The sequence below is a fragment of the Paraglaciecola sp. MB-3u-78 genome (assembly GCF_002835935.1).
Classification (GTDB): domain Bacteria; phylum Pseudomonadota; class Gammaproteobacteria; order Enterobacterales; family Alteromonadaceae; genus Paraglaciecola.
The window spans coordinates 641,549-666,332 of record NZ_PJCF01000006.1 but is presented as its reverse complement, the minus strand read 5'-3'; the positions used below and the strand labels follow the sequence as shown (position 1 = coordinate 666,332).

Sequence of the window (24,784 nt, the reverse complement as noted above, 5' to 3'; positions counted from 1 at the left end):
GTGTATTCAGATATTTTAGTGAGCTGGGCCTCAGTGGTCAGTCTTACCGTTATTTTGATTAGCGAAAAATATCAACTTAATCTGCATAAAAATGATGAGCAGTACCCTGATTACAATGTGAGCTTCTGTGGATCCACAGCAACTGAATTTTACATTCAATCGAAGCAGTAAATTAAATTGTAATTAACTTATGTAATTGCAAAACATTTTAAAAAAAATTTGAGGTGAAGCATATGCTTTTTAATAATTCAAACATCACGGAGTCCCCTATTCGTCAAAAAATTCGCGAGTTCTATCGTATTGATGAAAGTGTTGCGGTAGAGCATATTTTACCCTTGGCAGAAGTTAGCGATAATGCTGCAAGCAAGGCGTGGGAAAAAGCCCGTAAAATGTCTCTGAAAATACGTAGAGACGAATCGGGAAACGGTGCAATAGATGCCTTACTGGCAGAATACACATTATCCAGTGAAGAAGGTGTGGTATTGATGTGTTTAGCCGAAGCCTTATTACGTGTACCAGACAAGCAAACTCAAGATGCCCTAATTAGTGACAAAATATCTAAAGGGCAGTGGAACAGTCATATAGGCAGCAGTGATTCACTGTTCGTTAATGCCTCATCTTGGGGGTTATTAGTGACCGGAACCATGGTTGACTATGCTGATGAACGGGAAAAAGATAGCTTTGGTCTATTGAAGAAGGTTATTGGTCGATTAGGTGAGCCTGTCATTCGCAAGGCAATGAACTACGCCATGCAAATTATGGGTGAGCAGTTTGTTATGGGCGAAACGATTCAAGAGGCAACTGATCATGCTGCCAAGAAAGAGCGGCAAGGCTTCGTATATTCTTACGACATGCTAGGTGAAGGTGCCCGAACCATGAGTGATGCCCAAAAGTATTTTAAAGCTTATCAAGTTGCCATAGATGCCATTGGCGCAGTTGCTCGTGCGTCGGGTAAGGACGACCCTCGCAAAGTGCCTGGTATTTCAGTTAAGCTTTCTGCTATCCATCCTCGTTACGAATTTGCACAACGAGAACGGGTAATGATTGAAGCTGCCGCCAAACTTAAAGCACTTTGTTTACAAGCCAAAAGCTACAATATTGGTTTAACTGTTGATGCGGAAGAATCTGAGCGATTAGAACTATCCCTTGATGTTATTGAGGCGGTATTTAGTGATGATGAGTTAGCAGGTTGGAATGGCTTTTCGATGGCCCTGCAAGCTTATCAAAAACGCGCCACCTTTATAGTTGACTGGTTACGTGAACTCACCATGCGTGTTGACCGAAAAATGATGGTGCGCTTAGTGAAAGGCGCTTATTGGGATACTCAGATTAAAAACAGCCAAAAAGGGGGTTATCAGCATTTTCCGGTATTCACTCGCAAGGCTTCTACTGATGTATCTTACCTCGCCTGTGCGAAAAAATTATTAGAATATAGAGATACCATTTTCCCACAGTTTGCTACGCATAATGCCTATACTGTCGCGACTATTCTTGAACTGGCGGGCGATGACAAAACAAGTTTTGAATTTCAATGTCTATATGGCATGGGTGGCTCGTTGTATGATCAAGTTGTTGCCAATGAAAATGTTCAATGTCGCGTCTACGCACCGGTTGGTCCTCATAAAGATCTACTCGCCTATTTAGTGCGTCGTTTGTTAGAAAATGGCGCTAACTCTTCTTTTGTTAATGCCATTATTGATGAGTCACAACCGGTCGAATCTTTACTTGTCGATCCCGTTGAAAAAATGCATCGCTTAAAAGACAAATATAATGGCCAGATAATCAAACCCATCGCGTTATACCATGATGAAAAAGGTGGTGGTCGAGATAATTCCAAGGGCCTAGATTTAACCGATATCAATACAGTAACCCCTTTAAAAACATCACTGGATAACTGGCTTATGGATAACTTGTTCTCTGAAGATGATGTGCCAGAGGGGTCTGTCGCTATTAGAAACCCAGCAAAGCAGAGTGAAATTATTGGCTTTCAACGACATCACAGCAACGATGAAATGCTCGCGATGATCGAAACAGCTCAAAACGCATTTGGTTCATGGTCACAAACGCCTGTATCTGAACGCGCGGCCTTATTATGCCGTGTTGCCGATGTTCTTGAACATCATATGGACGAGTTAATTGCCTTATGCATCAAAGAAGCAGGGAAAACGGCACAAGATGGTATTGATGAAATCAAAGAGGCGGTTGATTTTTGTCGCTATTATGCACAACAAGCGATTGAACTTGCAGAAGATGATCGTTTAGAAGCCCGTGGTGTAGTGTTATGTATCAGCCCTTGGAACTTCCCGTTAGCTATATTTATAGGGCAAGTGACTGCTGCCATTGCTACTGGTAATACGGTGTTAGCTAAACCAGCCGAGCAAACAAGTTTAATTGCATTGCGCGCTATTGAACTCATGACCTCTGTTGGATTACCACATGGCGTTGTACAAGCCGTTATTGCACGGGGTAGTGATGTGGGTAGTGTTATTATTCCTAATGCACGTATTCAAGCGGTTATTTTTACTGGTTCTATTAAAACAGCGACTATCATTTCGCAAACATTGGCTGATAGAGGCGGCGATCAAGTGCCCTTTATTGCTGAGACGGGTGGTCAAAACTGCATGTTAGTTGACTCTACCGCCCTACCTGAACAAGTCGTTGATGATGTTATTTCTTCAGGGTTTCAATCTGCAGGTCAACGTTGTTCTGCACTTCGAGTGTTATTTTTACAAGAAGATATTGCTGATAATGTTATTACAATGCTTAAAGGCGCATTAGCAGAATTACATGTGGGTAACCCAGAAAAACTGAGTACTGACGTAGGTCCTGTCATTGATCAAAAAGCGCTAGATTCACTCAATGCTCACAGTGACTATATGAAAACTCATGGTCAGCTATTATACCAATGCGATATTTCTGATGAGATAACAAATGAAATAGCAGATAACGACCATTTCTTTTTTGCGCCGCGACTTTATGAAATAGAGAATATTAGCGCGCTGAAGCAGGAAGTATTTGGCCCTTGTGTTCATATTGTTCGCTTTAAAGGCGATGAAATAGAAAAAGTCATTGATGATATTAACGGCACAGGTTTTGGCTTAACTATGGGTATCCATACCCGCATTGAACAGCGAGCCATAAATTTGGCGAAGTTATCACGAGCAGGTAACGTGTATATAAATCGCAATATGATTGGCGCCATTGTGGGTGTGCAACCTTTTGGTGGTCGTGGTCTTTCAGGTACAGGGCCAAAAGCAGGTGGACCATATTATTTAACGCGTTTAGTTAAAGAAATAACAACACCCAGTGCCAAGAAACTTAATTTAATACCGCAGCAAGCACAAGCCTCAAACAGCGATACGGATGCGCAAGCCGTATTATTTATGGACAGAGCGAGTACAGCAGAAAAAGTATGGCGTTTGACCGAGTTAAATACCCGTATATCTTGTGTTAGCGAAGTGTTAGCAAAAATAGCTCATATCGAAATCATTGGTAATTTAGCAGACGATTTAACGCATACTTTAAAAGCGGCGCGCTCACAATTAATTGATATTGAAAAACACCTGAAGGAACCAACCGTTTTACCGGGTCCAACAGGTGAGTCTAATACTCTATATTTAGAAAATCGTGGCAACATCATCTGTTTTGCTGACGAAAATGTTAGTTTTCACTTTTGGTTGCTTTCTGTCGTAACGGCTTTGGCAACCGGTAATACCGTGATCTCGGTTGTTTCTGACTTGTTTTATGATGAAGCAATGGCTTTTAGAGATGAATTCATTGCAACAGGCGAAGATGAGAATGTTTTTCAAATTACTCGGTTATGCCATTTAACAGCGTTGCTGGTACAGCCTGGATTATCAGGTGTTGTTGTTGATAGTCATTGCGACCGTAAACATTATATCAGTGAGAAATTAGCAGAACGTCAAGGTGCAATTTTACCGGTGATCAGTTCAAAATATTTTGATAATTTAATGCAACGATTATTAACAGAAAAAGCTATCAGTATTAATACCACCGCTACTGGTGGTAATACCTCACTCATGACCTTAGATGAAGAAGACTAGCGATCAAGGAGCGGTTCGTTTTGGATACTAACATTCTCAGCGAAGCCCTTGACGGAGCATCCGTCACCTTAATGTATTATTGACAAACAAAATCAGCAACGCGACGCTGACCTCTGCCCTACTTTTTGAACATATGGTAATCGTAGGGCAAAGGATCTTACTATAGCTTCACAACGACATTCGAGGCTACAAATCCTAGACAACATTTGCTTTAAGCCGCTCTTCAATAATCTATTGTCGGCTTTGGCCCTATTGTACTTGTCCTAATGTACCTAATCGGGCTAATAGTTCATTTGGTGTGCGAGCATATTAATGTTTGTAACTAGGAAAAACCAAAGTTAAAACTCTATAAAAATTCGACGAATTAATGTTTGAAACTCAGACTTGCCTAATAAACTGACAGGCGGGTTTGAGCGATCAGTCGCCAGTCGAGATACTGTATCTAATTTCAGCAGTTGCGACATTGCTGACTTAAGCGACGTCGATTTTCCAAGCCATGTTTAGGATTAGTTTGAGCGATCTATAGTCAGTCAGTAGCAAAAATTCTACAGCAAGTTTACTTACAAACCAGACGTTCAGCCAGTCGTTAAATACGGCTCTATTGTCCATTGGTGATCCAAAAGATACTCATCCACCTGAATACAAAGAATGATGAAGTCGTCGTATCTGCCACTCCACAAAGTCGAGCACCGCCTCAGATAAGTCTGTTTGAATAAAAGCCGTTCATCATCATAAGCAAAACTGGTTTGCACAACAGCGGGAGGCGCTTGTCTTGAATTCTGAATTAAGAAGAAACAGTTGATTAATCGACGAAAAACAACCAACTTTCACTCCCTTAAGAATATGAAATAGATGTCAATATGGAAAATATAAGGCATCATGTATTTTGATTTTAGGAAAAATGAAGTTTTATTTTACCTATACTCTGTGTAAATGCTATTTAGTTAATATGCTTTTCGAGGTGTTCCCCGAACTCGATAATAAAACGAACCATCTCTCGTTACCAATTATGGATTGGGAGTAGTATAAACCTAGCGAGTTTATCAACATTAATATTAAAGAAAACTGACTATTAAAAAGCCTTATCTTAGGTAACTGATATAAGGCTTTTTATTGGTCTATATTTTATTTCCTAGGCAATGCTGGCTTGTAATTTTATTGAAGGTTTCCTTTGGCAGCTTTTAAACCCGTTATGCTATTTCGTCGGTTTGGATTAATAGCCAAGCTCGCTTCGTACTCGGTCACAGCATCAGCATACTGCTGGTTAAGCATTAGCATGTCGGCCAGTAGCTCTCTTGCGGGCAAGACCGCACCAGGAGTGACGGGGTTTTTGTCTAGAGTGTCTTCAAGATCGGCTGCTTGACGTAGTTCAACTAAAGCTTGTTTTTTTTCTCCCATTGCATAGTTGACCCACGCCTTTACTACCTGTCGTTGAGCGTCTACCAGAATGGCCCAATAATTTGGACTGAGTATTTTTGTTTTTTGGTATAGCTCATCCAACATGTTTATATTTTCTCTAGCCCCTTTTAAGTCACCAGTTTTGACAGCACCTATGCCACGAGCATAGTAGGTAATAGCTTCAACCTGGGGAAAATTCTGCCAGTTTATATAGTCCGGTTGTTGAGTGCTTAGCTGACTTGCTTGCTGCCAATTTTTTTGCTCTAGAGCTATCCTGGCGGGCATGGTAGATAAAGCGTAAGCTGCTGGGAAAGTCCCCTGAATGGGATGATAAGCTTGCACTTGTTTAAGCGCTTGGGCGGCTTTTTCCCCATCTCCAAGTTGTAAATAGGCGTATATCAAGTAATCAATCGCATGCACATAGTGCATGGTCGTCGCCCCTTTTGTTGGATATTTCAAAGCCGCTTTTGCAGAACGAATATTCCAACTTGCTACATCTCCCCACATTCCTAAACGCACGAAAATATGGCTTGGCATATGTAGTGCGTGAGGCACGTCAGGTGCAATTTGGTCGTAAGCCCTTGCTGAATCAATTGCTAGTTCGGCTAAAGGCGCATTATCATAGGCATGGATAGTATAATGAATAGCGCCGGGGTGAGTGGGCGATTGCTTTTGGAGTTTATCCAAAAGTAAACCCGCTTCTCGGTTTTGACTAAAAGTTTGATCCTGTTTTGAAGCGGTAACCAGTAAAGACAAAGCATAAAAAGCCGCTGCATCTATGTCCTCGGGATTTTGTTGATATACAGTTTTTTGGGCGCTTGCCCATGCTTTAATGCGCTGTTTGTCTGCTACGTTTTGCCAATCTTTGTAGTATGCGCTTGCCGCGTTGAGATAGGCCTTTTCTCTAGATGTAGCAGTGAGTTGCATTGCCTTAGTAAGGGTGGCTTCACCGCGGATCAGAGCTTCCTCTTTTATGGTATCTGGCCATAGAGGGTGGAACAAGGTCATTGCATAACCCCAGTGCAACATGGCACAAGTTGGCTCCTTCTCAAGCCAGTTTCCGAAAAACATTTCCCCTTGGGCATACATCATGTGGTGTAGCAGTCCAACACCGGTGCTTATGGCCTTTTGTGCATCGGTACTACAGGAAACGGAAAAGTCGACTTTACCTAAATTACCGAGGTTTTTAATGATCATATCCGGATCATCGTGACCTTCATGAGCCTGAGTTGCGATAGCAACAAATAAAGCACTCGTGAACGCCGTGAGCAACAGCAATTGACGGTAAACCTTCATATGATCTCTTCCTTAGTATTTAGTTGACAGTTCATAGTTCACTATAGCGGATATATGACTTATGTGGAAAGTTAACAAAATTCAGTGATTGAGTTATAAACGAAAAACCCGATTTTAGTGAACAAAAAGCATTATGCCTAGCGGCACAGAAATATTGCTTTTGATTTTGATACGAATCGCCGTAAAGCCCTGATTTAATTAGTTTTAACAAGCTTAAATCAGGCCTCCGGCACAGATCCGTACGGGCGCTACTAACGCATACGGCTCCTACATCGAGTCAAAGGTGAAAGCGTTGATTGGGATACGGGTGGCGCACGCGAGTGTGCGGGCTGAATCGATTTATCCATCGCTGCATCTTAAACCAATTGAAATTTCTTCCTTTTTGGCTTCGACGACGCATGGCTTTGATCCAAGCTCGCGCTACTTCCGTGCGCATCATCTGTAGACTAGTGTGGTTGCCTGGGATAGCAAAATAGTTGTAGTAACCCGTTAATACTTTCCTTAACCAACTGCCTAATTCCCATAGCGGTTTGTGCCGGTATTGCATTAGTGTGTTACCTATTTGCTTGATTTTATCCCTGAGTTTCTTCTTTATCGATTCGCGCATTAACTTAAACTTTCCATTGTCTCTGCGGATTGAGCAAATATGAGTGAATCCAAGAAAATCAAAACTCTTGGGTTTACCTACCCCTCTTTGCTCTCGATTACTTTTGGCAAAACGACCAAACTCTATCAACTGCGTTTTGCCTGAGTGTAAACTCAGTTTAAAATCACCAAGACGGGTTTCCAAGGCTCGTTTGAAGCTCTTTCCATCATCCTGATATTGAAAACCCATGACAAAATCATCGGCATATCGGATGATGTACACCTCTCCTCGCGCCTCATGTAACCGCCACTCTACCACCCACTTATCCAATGCATAGTGAAGGTAAATATTCGCCAAAAGCGGCGATATAGCACCGCCAACAACATAGCAAAAACAAGTATAATATGTGGGATCCGTATTGATCGGGTGTGCCTGATACAGGGATTCCAGGGGATCCCAGATAGCCATATGAAATTAACAGGACATCCACTTTAATTAATTACGAAGCAACCTAAAACTTCAGCAAAAGCGATGCTTCTGACTTACCCTCTACTCAAAGTTCGCTGATCATTGGATGAAGAATATCCTCATTTCATTACCTTATATTACTTCGCTTGAGCAATAATATTCATTCCAGCAGGTCTGAATACTTTACTTAATATCGATAACTTAGGATCGGTATTACCCTTTTCGATATCTCGAAGGGTCTTTGCAGATAGGCCGATAAACGCGGCATATTGAGTTTGTGACATTTGGTACAACTCGGTACGTATCCGCCGAGCGGCTTGTCCCAGCGTCAAGCCGCCGGTTAATAAGTTATGATTAATGTCGGCCAATAAGGTTTTACGTTCTTGTGTTGTAAGGTTATGCATTGATTACCCCCATACGCTGTAATTTTTGTTCTGTGAAGTTAAAGCCAATGGCTGGGAAATTTAAAATTTCTTTGGGACATCCTTGTTCCTTTAGGTATTTGGGAACATTAATTAATTTATTAGCCAACTTGTTTAAAAAGGCCATCATCTCTTCCGGTGGGCAGTATTCACCTAAATACTGGGCGACTTGTGCAAAGTTTACCTCCCCGCCTGTTTCACAATCTTTACCCCATTTAAATAAACGAGTCACCATTTCGGGGGCGGCTTTCATAGGCGCAAAATCATAAATTGGCGCGAAACGAACGTCATTGTCTAACTTTAAAAAAGCAGTGTTTCGGCCGTGGTTATCTGAATTCCCAAACACAATGTTCAGTAAGTCTCTGGCTACATACTCTTTGACAAAATCTGCCGGTGACATTTTGCTTACCCACTCTAATCGCTGCCATAAACGGTCGATTACATCAAAATGTTGTTGTGCACTTCCCGGCCCTGCTTCGATAATGGAATAAACACTTTCTAGGCCAATACGTTTTGCCAGGCCATTTTCGCTCACAGGAGCGGAGAAGAGCCAAAGCGTGGTAACCATAAACTGACTTGGCCTTGGTGTTCTTCTATTCGCAGCTCTTCAACATCGATAGTTTGTAAACTAGTATCAGCTAACAATTCGGCAAGCACACGGTAATAAATACCTTCAGCTCTTAAAACGTTATTGTCACGTTCACTTCTGTTGTTACGAGCAAACTTAACTAAATAAGGCGTCGCTGCTAGTGGTTTTCCAGCAAAGTCAGCATCAATATAAACATGTTCATTTTCTACCATTAATAACAATTTGGGAGCAACACCACCCGCACCAATAGCACCACCTATAGCCGCACTTTGTTGGTTAGCATATTCGAGAAAATCGTATTGCATGGCAATAGCTTGCTCGATTGGAAAGCGCATATCATTTTGCTGTGGTCGGCTGTCAAAGGCTTGTTTAACTCGCAAGTGACCAATAGGTGCAATGCAAGCATGGGTCAGTAAACCAATATTTTGTTGAAACTTAGACTGCCGTGCTAAGTCGAGATAATCCAGCCACCACTGGCATAACCTCATGTTTTTATTTCGCTGATCCACCATCAGCGGCACTGTCGACTTCCATCCTTCACTAACTAGCATTTCTGTTATTGTGCTTAACGTTATCGAACTTACTATCAACCGCTGTCTGCACCTTCGCAATATACCCAACGAATAAACGGATATTTTAGCTGGAACCACAGTAACCATTGAGGCACAGGGCTTAGTTGCCACATTGTGGTTTATAGATGACACGAAAGCGCCACTCATCAAGGATTGGCGTTTTTAATGTCCGCATTCTAAATAAGAGAAAATAGAGCCACAATTTTTTGATTCGTCACAAATAACACTTTGACGCCACATGCGAAAATAGCTAATTTAATCAATAATTTAAAATAACAAAAAATTCACCAAAGTAATAAATTGAATTGGATAGACAGTGAAAATATTAGCTATGTAAACAGATGATAATCTATTCGCTCGTTTATGGAGTAAGATCAAACCTTCTAATTTTTAAGGTCTTGCTGTGAGCTGGGTTTTCTTTACGCTAAGTGCGGTGGTACTGCAAACGTTTCGAAACGCGTTGCAGAGTAAGCTAAGTGCGAATATGAGCACCTCTGGTGTGACTCTAGCGCGGTTTTTATTTGCACCACCTATTGCGTTGACATACCTAGTACTGCTGTATACCTTTTCACATCAAGCTATCCCTGAGTTCCCCCTCAAATTTGTGCTCCTTGTTTTACTCGCTTCTGTAATGCAAATCTCCGCGACTTCATTAATGGTTATTCTGTTTAAACAAAAAAACTTTTCTGTTGGGGCCGGACTAGCCAAAAGCGAGGCTTTGGTGGCCGCAGTATTAGGGACTATATTTTTTGGCAGCCAACTGAGTGCATTTGGCTGGGTAGGCATTGTTGTTGGTGCGACAGCGATATTTGTATTGTCAGGTGGTGGCAGAAAAGGCCAGTTAAGCGTTAAAACGGTGATCATAGGTTTGGCTTGTGGCACCTGTTTTGCACTGACATCATTATTTGTGAGAGACGCGAGTCATTTGCTAAATGTGCCATTTCCACACAGTGCGGCTTGGGTGTTGTTATGGGTGTTATGCATTCAAACTAGCTTACTTGTGAGTTATATCGCGGTAAAACACAAAAGCACTTTTGTAGCATTGAAAAATAACGCTAGGATGACCTTAGCCACTAGCATTATCAGTTGTTTTGGCACTATTTGTTGGTTTAGTGCGGTGTCATTACATCATGTCGCCTATGTGAAAACATTAGGTCAAGTAGAGGTATTACTCACCATGTTACTCGCAACGTTTTGGTTAAAAAACAAAGTACAGAAACATGAAATAATTGGCTTATTGCTTATCGCTGCGGCCGCTGTTTTGGTAATGTGGGCATAATGTATTGAGTTCACAAAGCTATCAAGTGCCTGCGCAAATATGCCAAGTTGAACTAGAGGTAAAGCGCAGCAAATTTTTGACCTTTGCTGCGCCTGCCGTCGATCGCCGGGAAGCAGACCATTTCATCCGCACTTTGCGCCAACAACATCCTCAAGCTAATCATGTGTGTTGGGCTTATATTGCTGGTGCTCCCAATACGACTATTCGCTCAATGAGTGACGACGGTGAGCCCAGCGGAACGGCGGGCATGCCTATGTTAAAGGTCCTCGAATACAGTGGATACGGTGATATTGTGGTTGCAATAGTCCGTTATTTTGGTGGCACTAAGTTAGGTACTGGCGGGTTACAACGAGCCTATTCTGAGGCGGTGTCGTTGGTGCTAAAAGATTTACCTATAAGGCTTAAGGTTAACCGAACCCTCTTAAAATTTACCTATGATTATACCTATGATGGCAGTATATCGCGGTTACTAGCACGTTATGATGTCCAGGATGTTGATCCAGATTATGCTCAACAAGTTACTCTCAGTATTGCAATTGCGAGCAGCGAAGTGAGCACGTTTAAAACCGAACTTAGCAATATCACAGCAGGTAACATTGAGGTTTCCCTGCCGGACACTGATTAAGGTATTGTTTTACCTATTCGTCACATTTCAACGATCAATCCGGCTTCAGGATCAACCTTCCCTTCACACACATCTTGATAAATTTCGGCTAACCCCTGTAACCCGTTAAGCTGGGTCAACGTCAACCAACTGGCACTTCTGCGGATAGTGGATTGCATAAAGGCCGTAGTTTTTTGCTCGAATACTTCAGGCCCCCATTCTTTGAGCCGCTTTTGGATATGACTAGGGGCGAAAAACATTTCACTACGCTGCTGAATAAAATCAGGGCCCATGCCACCGTCTTCCCAGTGAGTGAAACCCACATTTGAACAAAACTTCATATTGTCGCCAAGGTGTTTATGTAATCTACCTAACACCTCTCCATTTCCAGACATATCCACTATCACTGTTGGCTTAGATGCATCGATTTCTGTCAAATTATCATAGGTCACTGTGTTGTCATAAAGGCTTAAATTGTTGACCATATCTAGGTTGCGACTCGATGTCATGCCAATGCTTTTAGGCGCATTTTCATCATCTGCCAATGCATAACCCAAACCAATACTGGTTTTGCTTGAGGCACTTATCACCACAACTTGCTCAGCGCCAAACCAGTTGTTATCAAGTAGGTTATCGTACAAACAATAGGATGTTAGATGCAGTGGAAACAACAACATCCTAAAATCATCCATTGCCTTATTATAATTGGGTTCAGCCAATACTCTGCGATACGCATTATATCCTGAAGGCAAGGGAGCACGATGCTCAGCACCATCAATCCAACGCAGTTTATTCACATGAGTGGGTGTCATTTTAAGGTACGTGGCGGGCGGGAAATAACCAAATAATCGCTCGCCTACTGGCACACCCTCAGCATGGGAAGCCACCACATCGGCAAAACCCCAAACGGGTATAATGCCCCAGTTCTTAACATCGTGACCGCTTGGCGGAAAAAATTGCCAATAACCAAATTGGTCACCCACCACTGCATAGGTAATGTTGTTGGCTGTAAACGCAAAGCGGTCAATTTTTACTAACACCTCACCTTCTGCGATATCACTTTCAGACAAACTAGTATCGACGATTCGATTGGTCAGGTAGTTATCTTTACGTATTTGAAATTCACTCATATACCTTTCCTTAATTAACGCTGACTTGTGCTTGAGCCAAATATTGCTGCAGCTTTGCCATGGCTGGTTGTGCATTGGCTCGTAAACGTTTCACTATGGCTTGTTTTTCAATGTCGTCTTTTTTAACACCGCGCATCAACTGGCTAAAGCCATCTAAGCGATTTTCTAATAGCCATTGACGTAAATTTTCGTCTTGTGACCACATATACTGATTCATCATAAAGGCGGCGGTTAAACGTAACCAATCAATTAACGTATTTGGTAAAGGCACCACATTACAGATTTTGTTTTTTGCCTCTTCTGGGTAAGCTAATTCGATATGGGCAATGAAAGCGGCGCTAAAAACAGGTTGATATGAACTCACAGTTTGCGGCGTGATAACGTCGCCTGCAAAGATAGGTTTGATGGTTAAATTAGTTAATGCACTAGCCGAACAGTCAATATGTAAATGCTTGGTACTAGTTGGGATGACCCCCTGCTCTAATATAATCTGTTGGTTTTCAATGTGGGTGACTCGCCCCATACGGATAATATTTTTTACTTTACGTAGGGCTTCCAGCTCCATTTGGCTGACAGTGGCACCATGGAACATTTCTGGTTGAACATTAGTGTCAATCCTTAGGAATACGCCCGCTTGTTCTAATCGGTCAAACATATCTTCAATGGAATATGAATTCGCAATGGCTTCCATTTGAGAGGCTTGTGCGCCAATGGCATCGGCAAAAAATTCTTCTGTAGGTTGAGTGTTTTTACGATCTATTAACCAAGCATCACGGGGCATTACCCATTGAATATCATCAGGATTAACGTTTTTTTCAAGTAACCACAACACTGCATCAATGCCGGTTTTACCACCACCTATGACCACATAACCAGCAGGTGGTTGGGTGACTTTGGGCAAATCATTTAAGGGCATAAATTGAATATCTGGGGCAATACTGAAATTTGGCGTGTGTGTAGACGGCACATTCGTATTTAAGTAGGTAGCATCGACTGTTTTTTTGTTCACTGTGACTTGATGGGTTTCACCGGTCAGTGACGAAACAAACTTGCCGTCACCTTTATAATCACACATAGGAAAGTACTTCACCCGACCAGTTGGCAAAAACTGCTCGCGCATCACATCATCAAAATAAGCGCTGACTTCAGCACCAGAGGCTAATTCATTCAGCCCTTTATTTAATCCCACCTGATCAATACAACCTTTGCTCAACTCACGAGAACTGACGCCGTAGAAATAAGACGGTTGATGCAGTGTGACAAAAGGGTAGGCGACATTCCAATGACCACCAGGTTTATGGAAGCGGTCAACAATGATGATATTTGCATCACTTTCTGTTAATAAAATATCTGCAAATGCCATTCCTACTGCGCCGCTACCAACTATTAGGTAATCTGTTTCATGAGTGTGTGCTGTCATCTTTTGATCCCCGGTGTGAATGAATTATTATTGTGCACCAGTGAAAAGCAAAGAATCACATTGCGCATAACAGTGTTATAGTTAATCATAACACTGTTATGTCAGTCAACTGTTACACCTTTCTTATTGGTTAGATATTCATCATTATGAGCGACGCAAGAAACACCATTTTAAAAGCCGCATCTGAATTATTTCTCGAAGGAGGCACCTCTGCACTGAGTGTAAGAGCCATATCTAAACGCGCCGGGGTGTCTACTATTGGCATCTATAGTCATTTTAAAGGCAAGCAAGGGATCTTAGACGAACTGTATATAGAGGGGTTCGAAAAAGTATTTTCGGCTATGGATATTCTTGATACTCATGCACCAGTACGAGACGTTATTTTGCAGGGCGTAAAGGGGTACCTAGAGCTAGCCGACCAATATGAAGCCCATTACCGGCTGATTTTTGGTGAAGGTGATGCGGGTTACTTGCCATCTGAAGAAGCCCAAGCCATGGCAGAAAAAGCCTTTAAAAAGTTAGTTGATATTAGCTCTCTTATACTGCCAGAGGATACAAAAAAAGCAGAAAAACAACGGGTTGCGCTTGAAATTTGGGCTTTTGTGCATGGTTATGTCAGTTTAAAACATCACGCCATATCCACATTAATCAGCCCTGTTGAATGGAACAGTTTGGCGTTGAGTGCACTGGCGACACACATTGATGCCATCATTACCAAACACGCTGTACCCATACCCAAATAAGCTATTCGCCAGCTACAGCACTGCAATTTCTAGCACCGCTGAGGATTAAAAAGAGCCAACCTAATAACAACTAAATTTGGGATAACATTGGCAGCATAGGCATGGGATGAGCAATGCTAAAACCCTGTGCAAAATCCACTCCCAATTGCCGCAATAGTTGTTCTGTTTCCTCATCACCTACAAATTCTGCAATAGTTTGTTTTCCCATGCTTCTAGCAATCTCATGGATGGCTTTGACTGTGGCAAAATCACAGATATCTTTACTCATATTTTTAACAAATGAGCCATCAATTTTCACATAATCAACGTTCATGTTCTTCAAATAGGTAAATGAAGACATACCCGCACCAAAATCGTCTAGTGCAAACTGACACCCTAGCAGTCTAATTTTATCAATCGTTTTACTCGCTGTGACTAAATTCATCACCGCAGCGGTTTCAGTAATTTCAAAACACAATTTGTTAAGCGGTACACTAGTGTGCTGCAATCGTTCTAAAATGGTTATTAATAGTGATGGAGAGTTGAGGCTAGCGCCCGACAAATTGATCGCACATTTATCCAGTAATAGGGTGTGTTTAGGATGTCGTTCAAGTAAGTTTATGGTGTGTTCAAAAACCCATGTATCTACCCGAGACATTAAGCCGTTACGTTCTGCGACTGGAATAAAAACGCTTGGGCTTATCATAGCACCATTTTCATCGAACATTCTTAAGAGGACTTCATAGTTGTGATTAGTGTTTGATGAGCCCAGTGGTTTAATAGTTTGAAAATACAGTTGCAGTTTATTGTGCTCGATTGCAACCTGTAATAACTCTAAAATATCAAGTTCTTGCTTGCGAAATGATTCTTGTAATCCGCTGGACTCATACACACAAAATTGATTTTTACCGTTACTCTTAGCTTTGTAGCAGGCAAGATCCGCTTCCTGTACCAGACTTACCGCGTCTGAAACTTCAGGTTCGACATGCACTAACCCGATACTGACACTGACGTGAAATATTTTTTCCTCCCATAAAAATCGATAGGCTGCCACATGCTCTATAACGGTTTGTACTTTCGATTCAACACTTTTATTGTCCACACCCCACAATATCATACAAAATTCATCACCGCCCACGCGGGCTAATACATCATCACCGTACAATTTTTCCCCCAGTAAGTTAGAAATATGGTTCAACAATTGGTCACCAGCATGATGACCACAGGTATCATTGATTAACTTAAATCCATCTATGTCTATATAGCATAAAGTGGCCTGCTCTTGGGTTGCCTTCGATCGTGTAATGAGGGCTTGTAATTCAAGATCAAAGGCGTGACGGTTGAGCAAGCCAGTTAACTTATCATGATTGGCTTGATAGTAAATTTGTTCCTTTAATATCAATTCGGCCGTAACATCGCGCCCAATGCCTTCTATTGCGACCACGTTACCAGACCCATCGAATACCGGTGAATCATGATATTCAATATTCACTTCCTGCTGATTTTTAGAAAGATAGACCACAGTGTAAGATTGAGATCCTTTGCCTCGTTGTTGATTTAGGCATGGATCTTCCGTGTCTTTTGGCAAAGAGATCAGATAATTGTTGTAATTCTTTAGGAAATCGTCAACCTCATACCCAAGTATGTGTTTAATACTATGGCTAATAAAAGTGTATTGGCCTGAGACGTCTTTCGAGTAAATATAATGGTCATTGAGGCCATCAATCAAACGTCGAAATTTGGTCGCACTGCGTTGCAGGTTCTGATGGGAAAGTAGGTTTTGAGAGATATCTCTGAACGTCAGAGCAACTCCATCACCGGCTTTGACAACTTGTAATTTAAACCATTGATTGATGTTTGATGAATGTATGTGTAATTCATACTCGAATGGTGAGCCACTTTGGTTTACGTCAATAATATTAGGCAAAATATCCTGAGCTTGAATTAGCTGCAATTGCTGACTGAGCTTAATTGGCTGTGTTGTAGGCAGCGTAATATTCAACATTTTCATTGCCACTTTGTTAGCATCAACCAACACAAATTCGATTATATCGCAGTTTTTTTCACCCAAAGCCTTATAGACAAGAATACCGTCGAGTGCGGCTTCAATGACAGCTTGATGACATAATTGGTTCTTACTGGGTCTGAAAGCTTTTATGCGTAGTAGCCAATATAAAAATAGACTAGCGAAGCAAGAAACGATTGAGCCTAGCCAAAACATCATATTATCTATTTTCAAATATGTATCAGCGTATTGTAGTTTTAACATCCAAGTGCGACCGGCAAAGTTGAACGATTGATACACCACTGTCTCGTCATCCACAAAGTCACTGTGTTCCAACAATGAGATTTTGCTATCACTGATAGAGAAATTAAACTTGCGATTGATTAGGTCACCCGTCATCACAGATAAGTTTTTTTCTAAGTCAAATTTTGCTAACAGATAACCTAGCTGAGGATTATCTGGATCGATTCTAACTACGAAGAAAACGAATGAATGATTGGCTTGATATAAACTGGAAGTTTGACCAATAAGCTTAAGTTCATCAGTATTGATACCAAATTCAGTGATGCTTTTATCCAGTACCAAAAGGTGCTCTCTAGAGGCGAAAGCCTGACGGACCGTAAAATCTGAATTTATCCACCCAATATCAACAATGTCGGTATGTACCTTGCTCATATTGGCAGCCTGAGTATCAAACCAATTTAGTGAATGTGGATCCGTATATGGCCATAAATTGGCCATATCATTAAGTACACGTATTTTGTCATCTGAAAAGACTTCAAATGCATTGGTAATCTTTTTTGCCTCACTAGTAGCTAAGGCCAATCGATGAACTACTGGCACTGGATTTAGAAAATAACGAAGGAATAAAAATAACATGAGAAGGGATAATAATAATATCAACGGCATTCCATAAAGCCTCTGATTATTTTTTATATTAAGATGCAATTGATGACCTAACTTGAACACATAGATATACTATAGTGACATATGTACATACCCAATACGACACATATACATCATAATAATATACGTGCATGATGTTTTTTTGAATATTTGTTATTTATATGGCATATGAAAGTTAGCGTCTAGCAAAAGCCATCTCCTCACCGCACAATGTGTTTTTTTGATAATCAGTCTAGTGCATTATACGTAGAGAACGTCGAACCATATAAGCATAGACAGCAATATTCGTGGCCCAGTAATCAAGTGGCGTCACAGCTAGTGAATACTTTTTCTGCGCGTAAAAGTGATATCGAAAAAAAGACAGGACAGCACCACCGCTGGCTGCGTCTAGGTCATCGACTGGTGCTTTTCTGCTCGTGTTTTTTCCTGCCCTGTCGGCAAAGCTTGTTTAGCCTTATTTCTTAAGGACGGTGTTATTGTCAGCGGTGCCGACTATTAAGTGGAGGCCACCCCGTAAATACGCGTAAGATTAACTCTGGGTTTGGGCACCCGTACCACGATCCCCAATACTGTATTCGCGTTGTGTACAGCTTTAAAACAAGCCTGTGCCTGGCTTGAAAATGTGCCCAATCGTTTTGAAGCCTCGCGTATATTATGCCGCGAGGGATATTTGAATTCTGAGCTGGAGGTGAGGGCTCCCTCGTTGTTGGGCAGTTTTTAACTGCATATCAACATGCCACCGCGCAGTATTGCCTCTTACAATCAGTTATCGGTAAGTCACAATGGCTCCCTTAACCTGCTTCATTTTTTTCTTAACAATGGGTGATGAGATGGACGCTTCCTTACAGGAATCGAACACCAACGTAAGGTTTAGTATCTGTCACGCACTTATTTACGTGATAAGCAGTTCAAATTCTCTCAAGGGTAACGGCTTACTAAATAAATAGCCTTGGCAGCTAAAGCAACCATTTCGTTCTAAGAATAGGCGCTGATTTTCAGTTTCTACACCTTCTGCGATGATGTCCAGATTTAATTCTTTAGCCAAACTGATAATGCTCTGCACCATTATATTATCAAGATGCTTTTTACCTATATATTCTACAAATGATTTGTCAATTTTAATTTGATCAAGGGGTAGACGTGTCAAGTAAGACAATGAAGAGTAGCCCGTACCAAAATCATCCATTGAGAAAAGTATGCCCATTCCTTTGAGTTGGTTCATTTTTAAGATAACGTCATCTACATCATCAAGGATAACGCTTTCGGTAAGTTCGAACTTTAATTTATCCAGATTATTAAGGCCACTGTCATCAATAATAGATTGTACCTGTTCAATAAAGTCAGGTTGGTGAAACTGTCGTGCACTCACATTGATTGATAGTGATAAGTGTTGTGTCAAGGGGTTCAAGGCCCATTTCTTAAGCTGTTCACAGGATGTTCTAAGTACCCAATTTCCGATAGGAATGATCAACCCTGTTTCTTCTGCCAGTGCGATAAATTCCATTGGCATAACCATGCCACGCTTTGGATGATGCCATCGAATAAGTGCCTCAGCACCAATAATTTTAGTATTGGTTGTTTGCATTTGATAGAAAAGCACCAACTGATTTTTGTGTAGGGCCTCACGCAGATCTATTTCCAGCGAGGCATTGGCAACGACTATAGTTTGCATTTTTGGATCAAAAAATCGCAGCATATTTCGTCCATCCTCTTTTGCCTTGTACATGGCGATATCTGCTTGCTTGAGTATTTCTTCTATTGATTGCTCATGATTGCCAAATAGTGTTATCCCTATGCTGGGACTGACATGACGAGAGTAATTTTTATTGCCGAGGACGTATGCCTGGTTCAGACTATTGAGTATTTGTTGCCCTTTTGTCTCAGCATGTTGTGCTGCCGTCTTTGTTGACGACTCAGTCACGTCCATCAACATGACGACAAACTCATCGCCACCAAGGCGGGCAACAGTATCATTTTTTCGAACACACTCGGTCAATCGTTTAGCCACTTGTTGCAACAATACATCGCCTATATCATGCCCCAAGGTATCGTTTATCGACTTGAAATTATCCAAGTCAATAAAGAATAACGCCCCTTGTTTACCGCTACTAATGCCCTTAGCCAACGCCTGAGTTAGTCTTTTAAGCAACAATCTTCGATTGGGTAACTGTGTCAAATGGTCATAAAACGCGAGCTGCTTAATTTCGTCTTCTGCCGCAAGACGATGAGAAATATCAATCAAAGAGGCAACATAGTTAACAACGAGTCCGTCATTATTTTTGATGGCTGTGATGGTGAGATACTCTGGATGAACTGTGCCATCTTTACGACGATTCCATGTGTCACCTTCCCAGACACCGGTATGGGTAACTTGATGCCACATGTTAGCGTAGAAAGCTTTGTCATGCTTTTTAGAGGATAATATATAAGGTGTTTTGCCAATCGCATCTTGCGGACTATAGCCAGTCGTCTGGGTAAATGCCGAGTTGACTCGCAGAATAACGCCATCAGCATCCGTGACTAATATACCGTTTTTTAGTTCAAAAGTGGAGGCCACGATACGTAATTCAATTTCAGCTTTGTGACGCATCTCAACTTCATTAGTAAGATCATAGTTCGACTGCTGTAATTTTTTATTGGTTTTTTTGTGTAACAATAATTGCTGACGTGACGCGTGATAAATAAATAATGAAGCAATGATGGCCATCAACGTAATCATAGCACTCGACAAGGTGCTAATAATCGATACTCTACGTAATGAATAATTAAATGTTTTATCTAACTGGTCTAACTTCACCGTTTCGTTTATTTTAAACAGCCCTATCAAGTGACGAATATTCTCCATTAATTTTTTGTCGGAACCTGTTTGTAACTTTGCATATGCGTCAATGGATTGTTCATTGCTTATGAATTCAACGGAGGTATGAAGGGATGCCATTAGAGCGTAAATAATAGGTTCAAGTTCGTATAAATCTTTTTTATGGTCATCATGTTGCATAAGCTTTTTAAGCATTTTTAGCTGTAATTTAATGTTATCTTCGGCAGTCCAATAAGGTTCCAAATAGCTATTATCTTGGGTAAGAAGGTAGCCCCTCAGCCCTGTTTCCGCGTCTTTTATACTAGAGAGGAGGATACTTGACATGTCCATTGCCAGCAAAGATTGTTTACGTTCAAATGCAGCCTGCTGACTTTCATCAGCAGCGTTTAAAGACATACTAATGTTCATACTAACAAGAATGGCAGCAGTGATAAATAACGGGAAAATAATTCGAAATGATTTCATCAATTAAGTCTAAGGTCCTTTCGCTGTTTAAGTATGAAATGAAACCAATCTAATAAATTTACATCCCTATCTGGCCATAAAATAGCCACATCATTTAGTACACCTATTCTGTCACCTGAAAAAACTTCAAATGCATTAGTAATTTTTTTTGCCTCACTAGTGTCTAAAGCCAATCGATGAACTATTGGCACTGGATTTAGAAAATAACGAAGGGATAATAATATCAACAGGATTCCATAAAGCCTCTGATTATTTTTTATATTAAGATGCAATTGATGACGTAACCCGGATATTTAAATAAATAATTATAACATACATACACACCTAATATGACACATATGCACGACCAGAATATACATAAATGATGTATATTCTGGTCGTGCATGTTATTTAAATGGCAAATGAAATTTCATCACGACAGAAGGTTACTGTTGACTTTATTAAAATATTATTGAGCCTTAGATTAACGTGACTTAAACTCGCTCAATATTAATATCCTCTTCTTTTGAGCAAATTTTCGTCAATTCCAGATGCCATACACAAGCATTGCAATCGAATGCAAATAAGAATGATATGGCTATACTTTTTGCCAAATAGACCTTGATTAAACAGTCACACTAGCTTTAAACAAAAGACTTATAAAAATGGTCACTATGACACACAAACTATTTCCCAGTAATGATTCACAGGATAATGCGGCCTATTTGGCGAACAGCAATGAGTCCTTGAAGACTGTGTTTGAAGAGCGATTTACGGGTAAAGTGTAAAGCAGTCACCTACCCAGAATCGTTTACACTCTCCTATGCTGAACAATCATTTGTGGGATTTTGCTTAGTGCAAGGACATGGTCTACCCCACCTAATTTTACTGCTACAGCAGGCATGCCATAAACAACACAAGTTTCTTCATTTTGAGCTATAGTCTTAGCGCCCACTTCATGCATTTCTTTAATGCCCACTGCCCCATCATCACCCATGCCTGTCAAGATAATACCTAATGCGTTGGCTCCTGCGTATTTGGCAACTGAACGAAACAGTACGTCAACAGAAGGCTTATGACGGTTGACAGGTGGACCATCTTTTATTTTTACTGATGCTCCAAATTGTGTAACTTGGAGCATCATATGTTTGCCTCCTGGTGCAACCAACACCAGACCAGGTAATAATGCATCATTGTCTTGGGCTTCTTTAACTTCGAGCCTACTCACTTCATTTAATCTTTTTGCAAAAGCTTGGGTAAAATGGGCTGGCATATGTTGCACGATAAGAATGGGTAAAGTATTACTAGGCAATGCCGCTAAGACAGCGGCTATCGCTTGCGTACCTCCGGTAGATGCCCCGATAGCAATTAATGGACCGGCTTTTTTTAATCCAAGTTTATGCCCTTTGTCTAACATAGCATCAGCAGTAAACTTGTTTCTATTTGGACTGATACGAGCAATGGGCATTGGCTTTAAAACGGCCATATTTGCTTTTGCTGCTACCTTAATAGCATTGACCAAATCTCGTGAAGATTCAGGCAGTGATGTTTTAACATCCGATTTAGGTTTAGCTACAACATCAATAGCACCAAAACGAAGGGCATCAAGTGAGGCTTTTGAGCCCTTTTCAGTCAAGGTAGAGCACATTACTATCGGTGTTGGTCGCTCTACCATTATTTTTTTTAAAAAGGTAATGCCATCCATCCTAGGCATTTCGATATCGAGGGTGATGACATCCGGCCAATTTTTCTCCATATGTGCTAGGGCAAATATTGGGTCTTGTGCACTACCAATCACTTCAATACCTGCTGCCGCAGTCAAGATATCAGTCAGTACTTTCCTGACAACAGCTGAATCGTCAATAATAAAGACGCGTATGCTCATTTATACTCTCTTATCATTATTAAACTAAAAACTTTTATATTCAGTTAGCGAAATGGTCAACAAGTTTGACCATTCATTTTTATTAACGCTCGCCTCATCATTATTATCCATGAAATATGAGGCTATTAAGTTTACTTGTACATTAGGAGTGGTTGATCAATTCAGATGGTGAACAACATACTCTAGTTCAGTTAAATAATGTCATGCATTTGAGATTTAACTGGTGCACTGATCTTGCCCTCCGGGCACGTGATAAATTGACATCCATTTCTGTAAGCTATTTAAGCGGCGACACTCTAACGCAGTTGAATGCCGTGTCGCCTTAGATTACCGTCGCTGCGAGGCCGCGAGAGCTTAATGGTTATGAATCGATACAAGCACCTCTGTTAAAGGGCTCACATCATTTTCTGTCTACGTTTAAATGAGTTTGTCGTTTGATTGGATCCTCTACAACCACGTCCTTGCATTCCTTAAACTTTACACCATCCGTGAACATTTATACGGTTGGCAAAATTGAAAACCAACTAAGATGTCATCAAAATACTTTTTGGGTTACCTCAAGTTAAGATTATGGCTTTTTATAAATAGATGATGATATTCGAATTAACCCATGGGTGAATCCCTTTAAAGACTCAGCATGACCAATAAATAAGAAGCCTCCAGATTCCAATTTAAGGACTACCTTTTTTATAATTTGGCTTTTAGTTTCGTTATCAAAATATATCAACACATTACGGAGTAATATTAGCTGGAAAGTCCCAAACTCATCCAAGGGTAACGTTAAATTAACATAGATGAATTTAACTCTGTCGATTAAGCCTTTATCTATTAGTAATTTGCCTTCGAATTCATCCTTACCTTTAAAACAATACTTTTTTAAATAATCCGCTGGTATACCATCAATCCTGTCCTGTTGGTAAAGGCCAAGCGCTGCTTCTTGAAGAACCGTGTGGTTAATATCAGAACCCAATATTTCCCAGAGATTATTATTTAATTTATCATCTAACAACATCGCTACACTATAGGCTTCTTTGCCTGTTGATGAGGCTGCACTCCACACCCTAAACCTTTTATTTCTGTTTAAGGTAGGAATAATGTCATTGGCTAAGAATTCGAAATGTTTGGGCTCCCTAAAAAAAAAGGTTTCATTCGTGGTTAACAGATCAATAACTATTTGCTGCTCCTTCTCGCGCCCTAACTCAGTCATTAAATCAAAATAAGTGCCAAAACTAGTCATAGAATAATGCCGTAACCGTTTACTTAAACGAGAAGTCACTAAGGTTTTTTTTTCATCGCTTAGCCTAATTCCTGCACGATCATAGATAAAATCTTTAAATCGATTGAATTCTGCATCTGATATTCTTTCCTGAAACATATGAACCTTTATGATCACCTAAATACTTTCGATATAAGTGTGATGCTGAAGGGTAGAACTACCATTCAACATCACACTTGTGACTTAATTAAGATGGTGTGGATGTGATTAACCTTAAAATTAAAATCAATGATAACGAATGATTTACACTGTTGAGCTATATTGTTTATTGTATCCCCAAAAAAGCGACAAGACAGGTACCGTCGCCCCTCATAATGCTAACTAGCAAAGAATATTTGCACAGGACACGTATTTTAATCAAAGTGTCCTGTGGCATAAATCAATCGACTCGCATCTTAAAATGAAGAAAGCTCATCTATCGCTAGAATATTTTCAATATTCAGTAACACTAATAGCCGTTGGTCTACTTTTCCCATTCCATGAATAAAGTCAGCACGGATCTTGGTACCAAATTCAGGTGCAGGCACAATTTCCAATAAAGAAACATCAATCACCTCACTGACCTCATCAACAATAATACCAAGGACCATACTTTTTTCATTACTCTTTATATCAACGATAACAATACTGCTTCGCCTAGTTCGCTCGGAAGGTTGTTCCGAGAAGCGCTGCGCCAAATCAATCACAGGTACAACATTGCCACGAAGATTAACCATCCCCGCAATATAACCCGGCACCATAGGTACTCGAGTAATATTACTAAAATCGGTTATTTCTTTAATTGAAAGAATGTCTATCCCATAAATCTCATTGTTTAACACAAAGGTTAAAAATTTCCGGCTATTGTTGCCCGCACCCGATTTCAAGGGTGTTGGCTGAGATATATTTTTTTCCATAACT

The 24,784-nt window shown here is 40.7% G+C and carries 16 protein-coding genes; 4 read left to right on the top strand and 12 right to left on the bottom strand.

Going from position 1 to position 24,784, the window contains the following annotated elements; all coding sequences use genetic code 11:
• The first annotated feature begins 233 nt into the window (after window positions 1-233).
• On the top strand, window positions 234-4,064 hold the full coding sequence (gene putA, locus CXF95_RS17415) for a bifunctional proline dehydrogenase/L-glutamate gamma-semialdehyde dehydrogenase PutA (protein ID WP_101199852.1): 3,831 nt from the start codon (window positions 234-236) through the stop codon (window positions 4,062-4,064).
• A gap of 1,155 nt (window positions 4,065-5,219) precedes the next feature.
• Here the strand turns inward: putA and CXF95_RS17405 are convergent.
• The 5 genes from CXF95_RS17405 to CXF95_RS17385 form a co-directional block, all read right to left on the bottom strand.
• Window positions 5,220-6,758: a hypothetical protein gene (locus tag CXF95_RS17405; protein ID WP_101199850.1), complete on the bottom strand. Its 1,539-nt coding sequence runs from the start codon at window positions 6,756-6,758 to the stop codon at window positions 5,220-5,222.
• A gap of 277 nt (window positions 6,759-7,035) precedes the next feature.
• Complete coding sequence (locus tag CXF95_RS17400) at window positions 7,036-7,812, bottom strand: reverse transcriptase domain-containing protein (RefSeq protein ID WP_101199849.1); 777 nt, start codon at window positions 7,810-7,812, stop codon at window positions 7,036-7,038.
• 137 nt (window positions 7,813-7,949) lie between these two features.
• Window positions 7,950-8,216: a helix-turn-helix domain-containing protein gene (locus CXF95_RS17395; protein ID WP_101199848.1), complete on the bottom strand. Its 267-nt coding sequence runs from the start codon at window positions 8,214-8,216 to the stop codon at window positions 7,950-7,952.
• Window positions 8,209-8,769: a HipA domain-containing protein gene (locus CXF95_RS17390; protein ID WP_157828172.1), complete on the bottom strand. Its 561-nt coding sequence runs from the start codon at window positions 8,767-8,769 to the stop codon at window positions 8,209-8,211. Before CXF95_RS17390 ends, CXF95_RS17395 begins: the two co-directional genes overlap by 8 nt.
• A complete protein-coding gene (locus CXF95_RS17385) occupies window positions 8,766-9,374 on the bottom strand; it encodes a hypothetical protein (protein WP_157828171.1) in 609 nt (202 codons plus the stop codon). The genes CXF95_RS17390 and CXF95_RS17385 overlap by 4 nt, the downstream gene beginning before the upstream one ends.
• Window positions 9,375-9,798: 424 nt before the next feature.
• Here CXF95_RS17385 and CXF95_RS17380 point away from each other — a divergent pair, with 424 nt between their 5' ends.
• Complete coding sequence (locus tag CXF95_RS17380) at window positions 9,799-10,674, top strand: EamA family transporter (RefSeq protein ID WP_101199845.1); 876 nt, start codon at window positions 9,799-9,801, stop codon at window positions 10,672-10,674.
• A gap of 4 nt (window positions 10,675-10,678) precedes the next feature.
• Window positions 10,679-11,299 carry a YigZ family protein gene (locus tag CXF95_RS17375; RefSeq protein WP_101199844.1) on the top strand — a complete coding sequence of 207 codons (621 nt, stop codon included), beginning with the start codon at window positions 10,679-10,681 and terminating at the stop codon, window positions 11,297-11,299.
• A 20-nt stretch (window positions 11,300-11,319) separates the two neighbouring features.
• Here the strand turns inward: CXF95_RS17375 and CXF95_RS17370 are convergent, their stop codons facing one another.
• Together CXF95_RS17370 and CXF95_RS17365 are read right to left on the bottom strand one after the other, a co-directional pair.
• Window positions 11,320-12,408 (bottom strand): DUF2855 family protein, encoded by a 1,089-nt coding sequence (locus tag CXF95_RS17370; protein WP_101199843.1) that lies wholly within the window; start codon window positions 12,406-12,408, stop codon window positions 11,320-11,322.
• Between the two features lie 10 nt (window positions 12,409-12,418).
• Window positions 12,419-13,828 carry a hypothetical protein gene (locus CXF95_RS17365; protein WP_101199842.1) on the bottom strand — a complete coding sequence of 470 codons (1,410 nt, stop codon included), beginning with the start codon at window positions 13,826-13,828 and terminating at the stop codon, window positions 12,419-12,421.
• Window positions 13,829-13,974: 146 nt separating this feature from the next.
• Here CXF95_RS17365 and CXF95_RS17360 point away from each other — a divergent pair, with 146 nt between their 5' ends.
• Window positions 13,975-14,571: a TetR/AcrR family transcriptional regulator gene (locus CXF95_RS17360; protein WP_101199841.1), complete on the top strand. Its 597-nt coding sequence runs from the start codon at window positions 13,975-13,977 to the stop codon at window positions 14,569-14,571.
• Between the two features lie 70 nt (window positions 14,572-14,641).
• Here the strand turns inward: CXF95_RS17360 and CXF95_RS17355 are convergent, their stop codons facing one another.
• The 5 genes from CXF95_RS17355 to CXF95_RS17330 all read right to left on the bottom strand — a co-directional run bounded on the left by CXF95_RS17355 (window position 14,642) and on the right by CXF95_RS17330 (window position 24,780).
• Entirely contained in the window at window positions 14,642-17,464 is a 2,823-nt protein-coding gene (locus tag CXF95_RS17355) for an EAL domain-containing protein (protein WP_101199840.1), read from the bottom strand.
• Window positions 17,465-18,353: 889 nt separating this feature from the next.
• Entirely contained in the window at window positions 18,354-20,744 is a 2,391-nt protein-coding gene (locus CXF95_RS17350; RefSeq protein WP_101199839.1) for an EAL domain-containing protein, read from the bottom strand.
• A 790-nt stretch (window positions 20,745-21,534) separates the two neighbouring features.
• Window positions 21,535-22,608: a chemotaxis response regulator protein-glutamate methylesterase gene (locus CXF95_RS17340; RefSeq protein ID WP_101199837.1), complete on the bottom strand. Its 1,074-nt coding sequence runs from the start codon at window positions 22,606-22,608 to the stop codon at window positions 21,535-21,537.
• Window positions 22,609-23,176: 568 nt separating this feature from the next.
• Window positions 23,177-23,983, bottom strand: coding sequence for a protein-glutamate O-methyltransferase CheR (locus tag CXF95_RS17335; protein ID WP_101199836.1), 807 nt, complete (start codon window positions 23,981-23,983; stop codon window positions 23,177-23,179).
• A 296-nt stretch (window positions 23,984-24,279) separates the two neighbouring features.
• Window positions 24,280-24,780, bottom strand: coding sequence for a chemotaxis protein CheW (locus CXF95_RS17330; RefSeq protein ID WP_101199835.1), 501 nt, complete (start codon window positions 24,778-24,780; stop codon window positions 24,280-24,282).
• Window positions 24,781-24,784: the final 4 nt, after the last annotated feature.

Bases quoted from the DNA above. Each gene is read 5' to 3' on its own strand.
- putA (WP_101199852.1), top strand. From the start codon at position 234: ATGCTTTTTAATAATTCAAACATCACGGAGTCCCCTATTCGTCAAAAA.
- CXF95_RS17405 (WP_101199850.1), bottom strand. From the start codon at position 6,758: ATGAAGGTTTACCGTCAATTGCTGTTGCTCACGGCGTTCACGAGTGCT.
- CXF95_RS17400 (WP_101199849.1), bottom strand. From the start codon at position 7,812: ATGGCTATCTGGGATCCCCTGGAATCCCTGTATCAGGCACACCCGATC.
- CXF95_RS17395 (WP_101199848.1), bottom strand. From the start codon at position 8,216: ATGCATAACCTTACAACACAAGAACGTAAAACCTTATTGGCCGACATT.
- CXF95_RS17385 (WP_157828171.1), bottom strand. From the start codon at position 9,374: ATGCTAGTTAGTGAAGGATGGAAGTCGACAGTGCCGCTGATGGTGGAT.
- CXF95_RS17370 (WP_101199843.1), bottom strand. From the start codon at position 12,408: ATGAGTGAATTTCAAATACGTAAAGATAACTACCTGACCAATCGAATC.
- CXF95_RS17365 (WP_101199842.1), bottom strand. From the start codon at position 13,828: ATGACAGCACACACTCATGAAACAGATTACCTAATAGTTGGTAGCGGC.
- CXF95_RS17360 (WP_101199841.1), top strand. From the start codon at position 13,975: ATGAGCGACGCAAGAAACACCATTTTAAAAGCCGCATCTGAATTATTT.
- CXF95_RS17355 (WP_101199840.1), bottom strand. From the start codon at position 17,464: ATGCCGTTGATATTATTATTATCCCTTCTCATGTTATTTTTATTCCTT.
- CXF95_RS17350 (WP_101199839.1), bottom strand. From the start codon at position 20,744: ATGAAATCATTTCGAATTATTTTCCCGTTATTTATCACTGCTGCCATT.
- CXF95_RS17340 (WP_101199837.1), bottom strand. From the start codon at position 22,608: ATGAGCATACGCGTCTTTATTATTGACGATTCAGCTGTTGTCAGGAAA.
- CXF95_RS17335 (WP_101199836.1), bottom strand. From the start codon at position 23,983: ATGTTTCAGGAAAGAATATCAGATGCAGAATTCAATCGATTTAAAGAT.
- CXF95_RS17330 (WP_101199835.1), bottom strand. From the start codon at position 24,780: ATGGAAAAAAATATATCTCAGCCAACACCCTTGAAATCGGGTGCGGGC.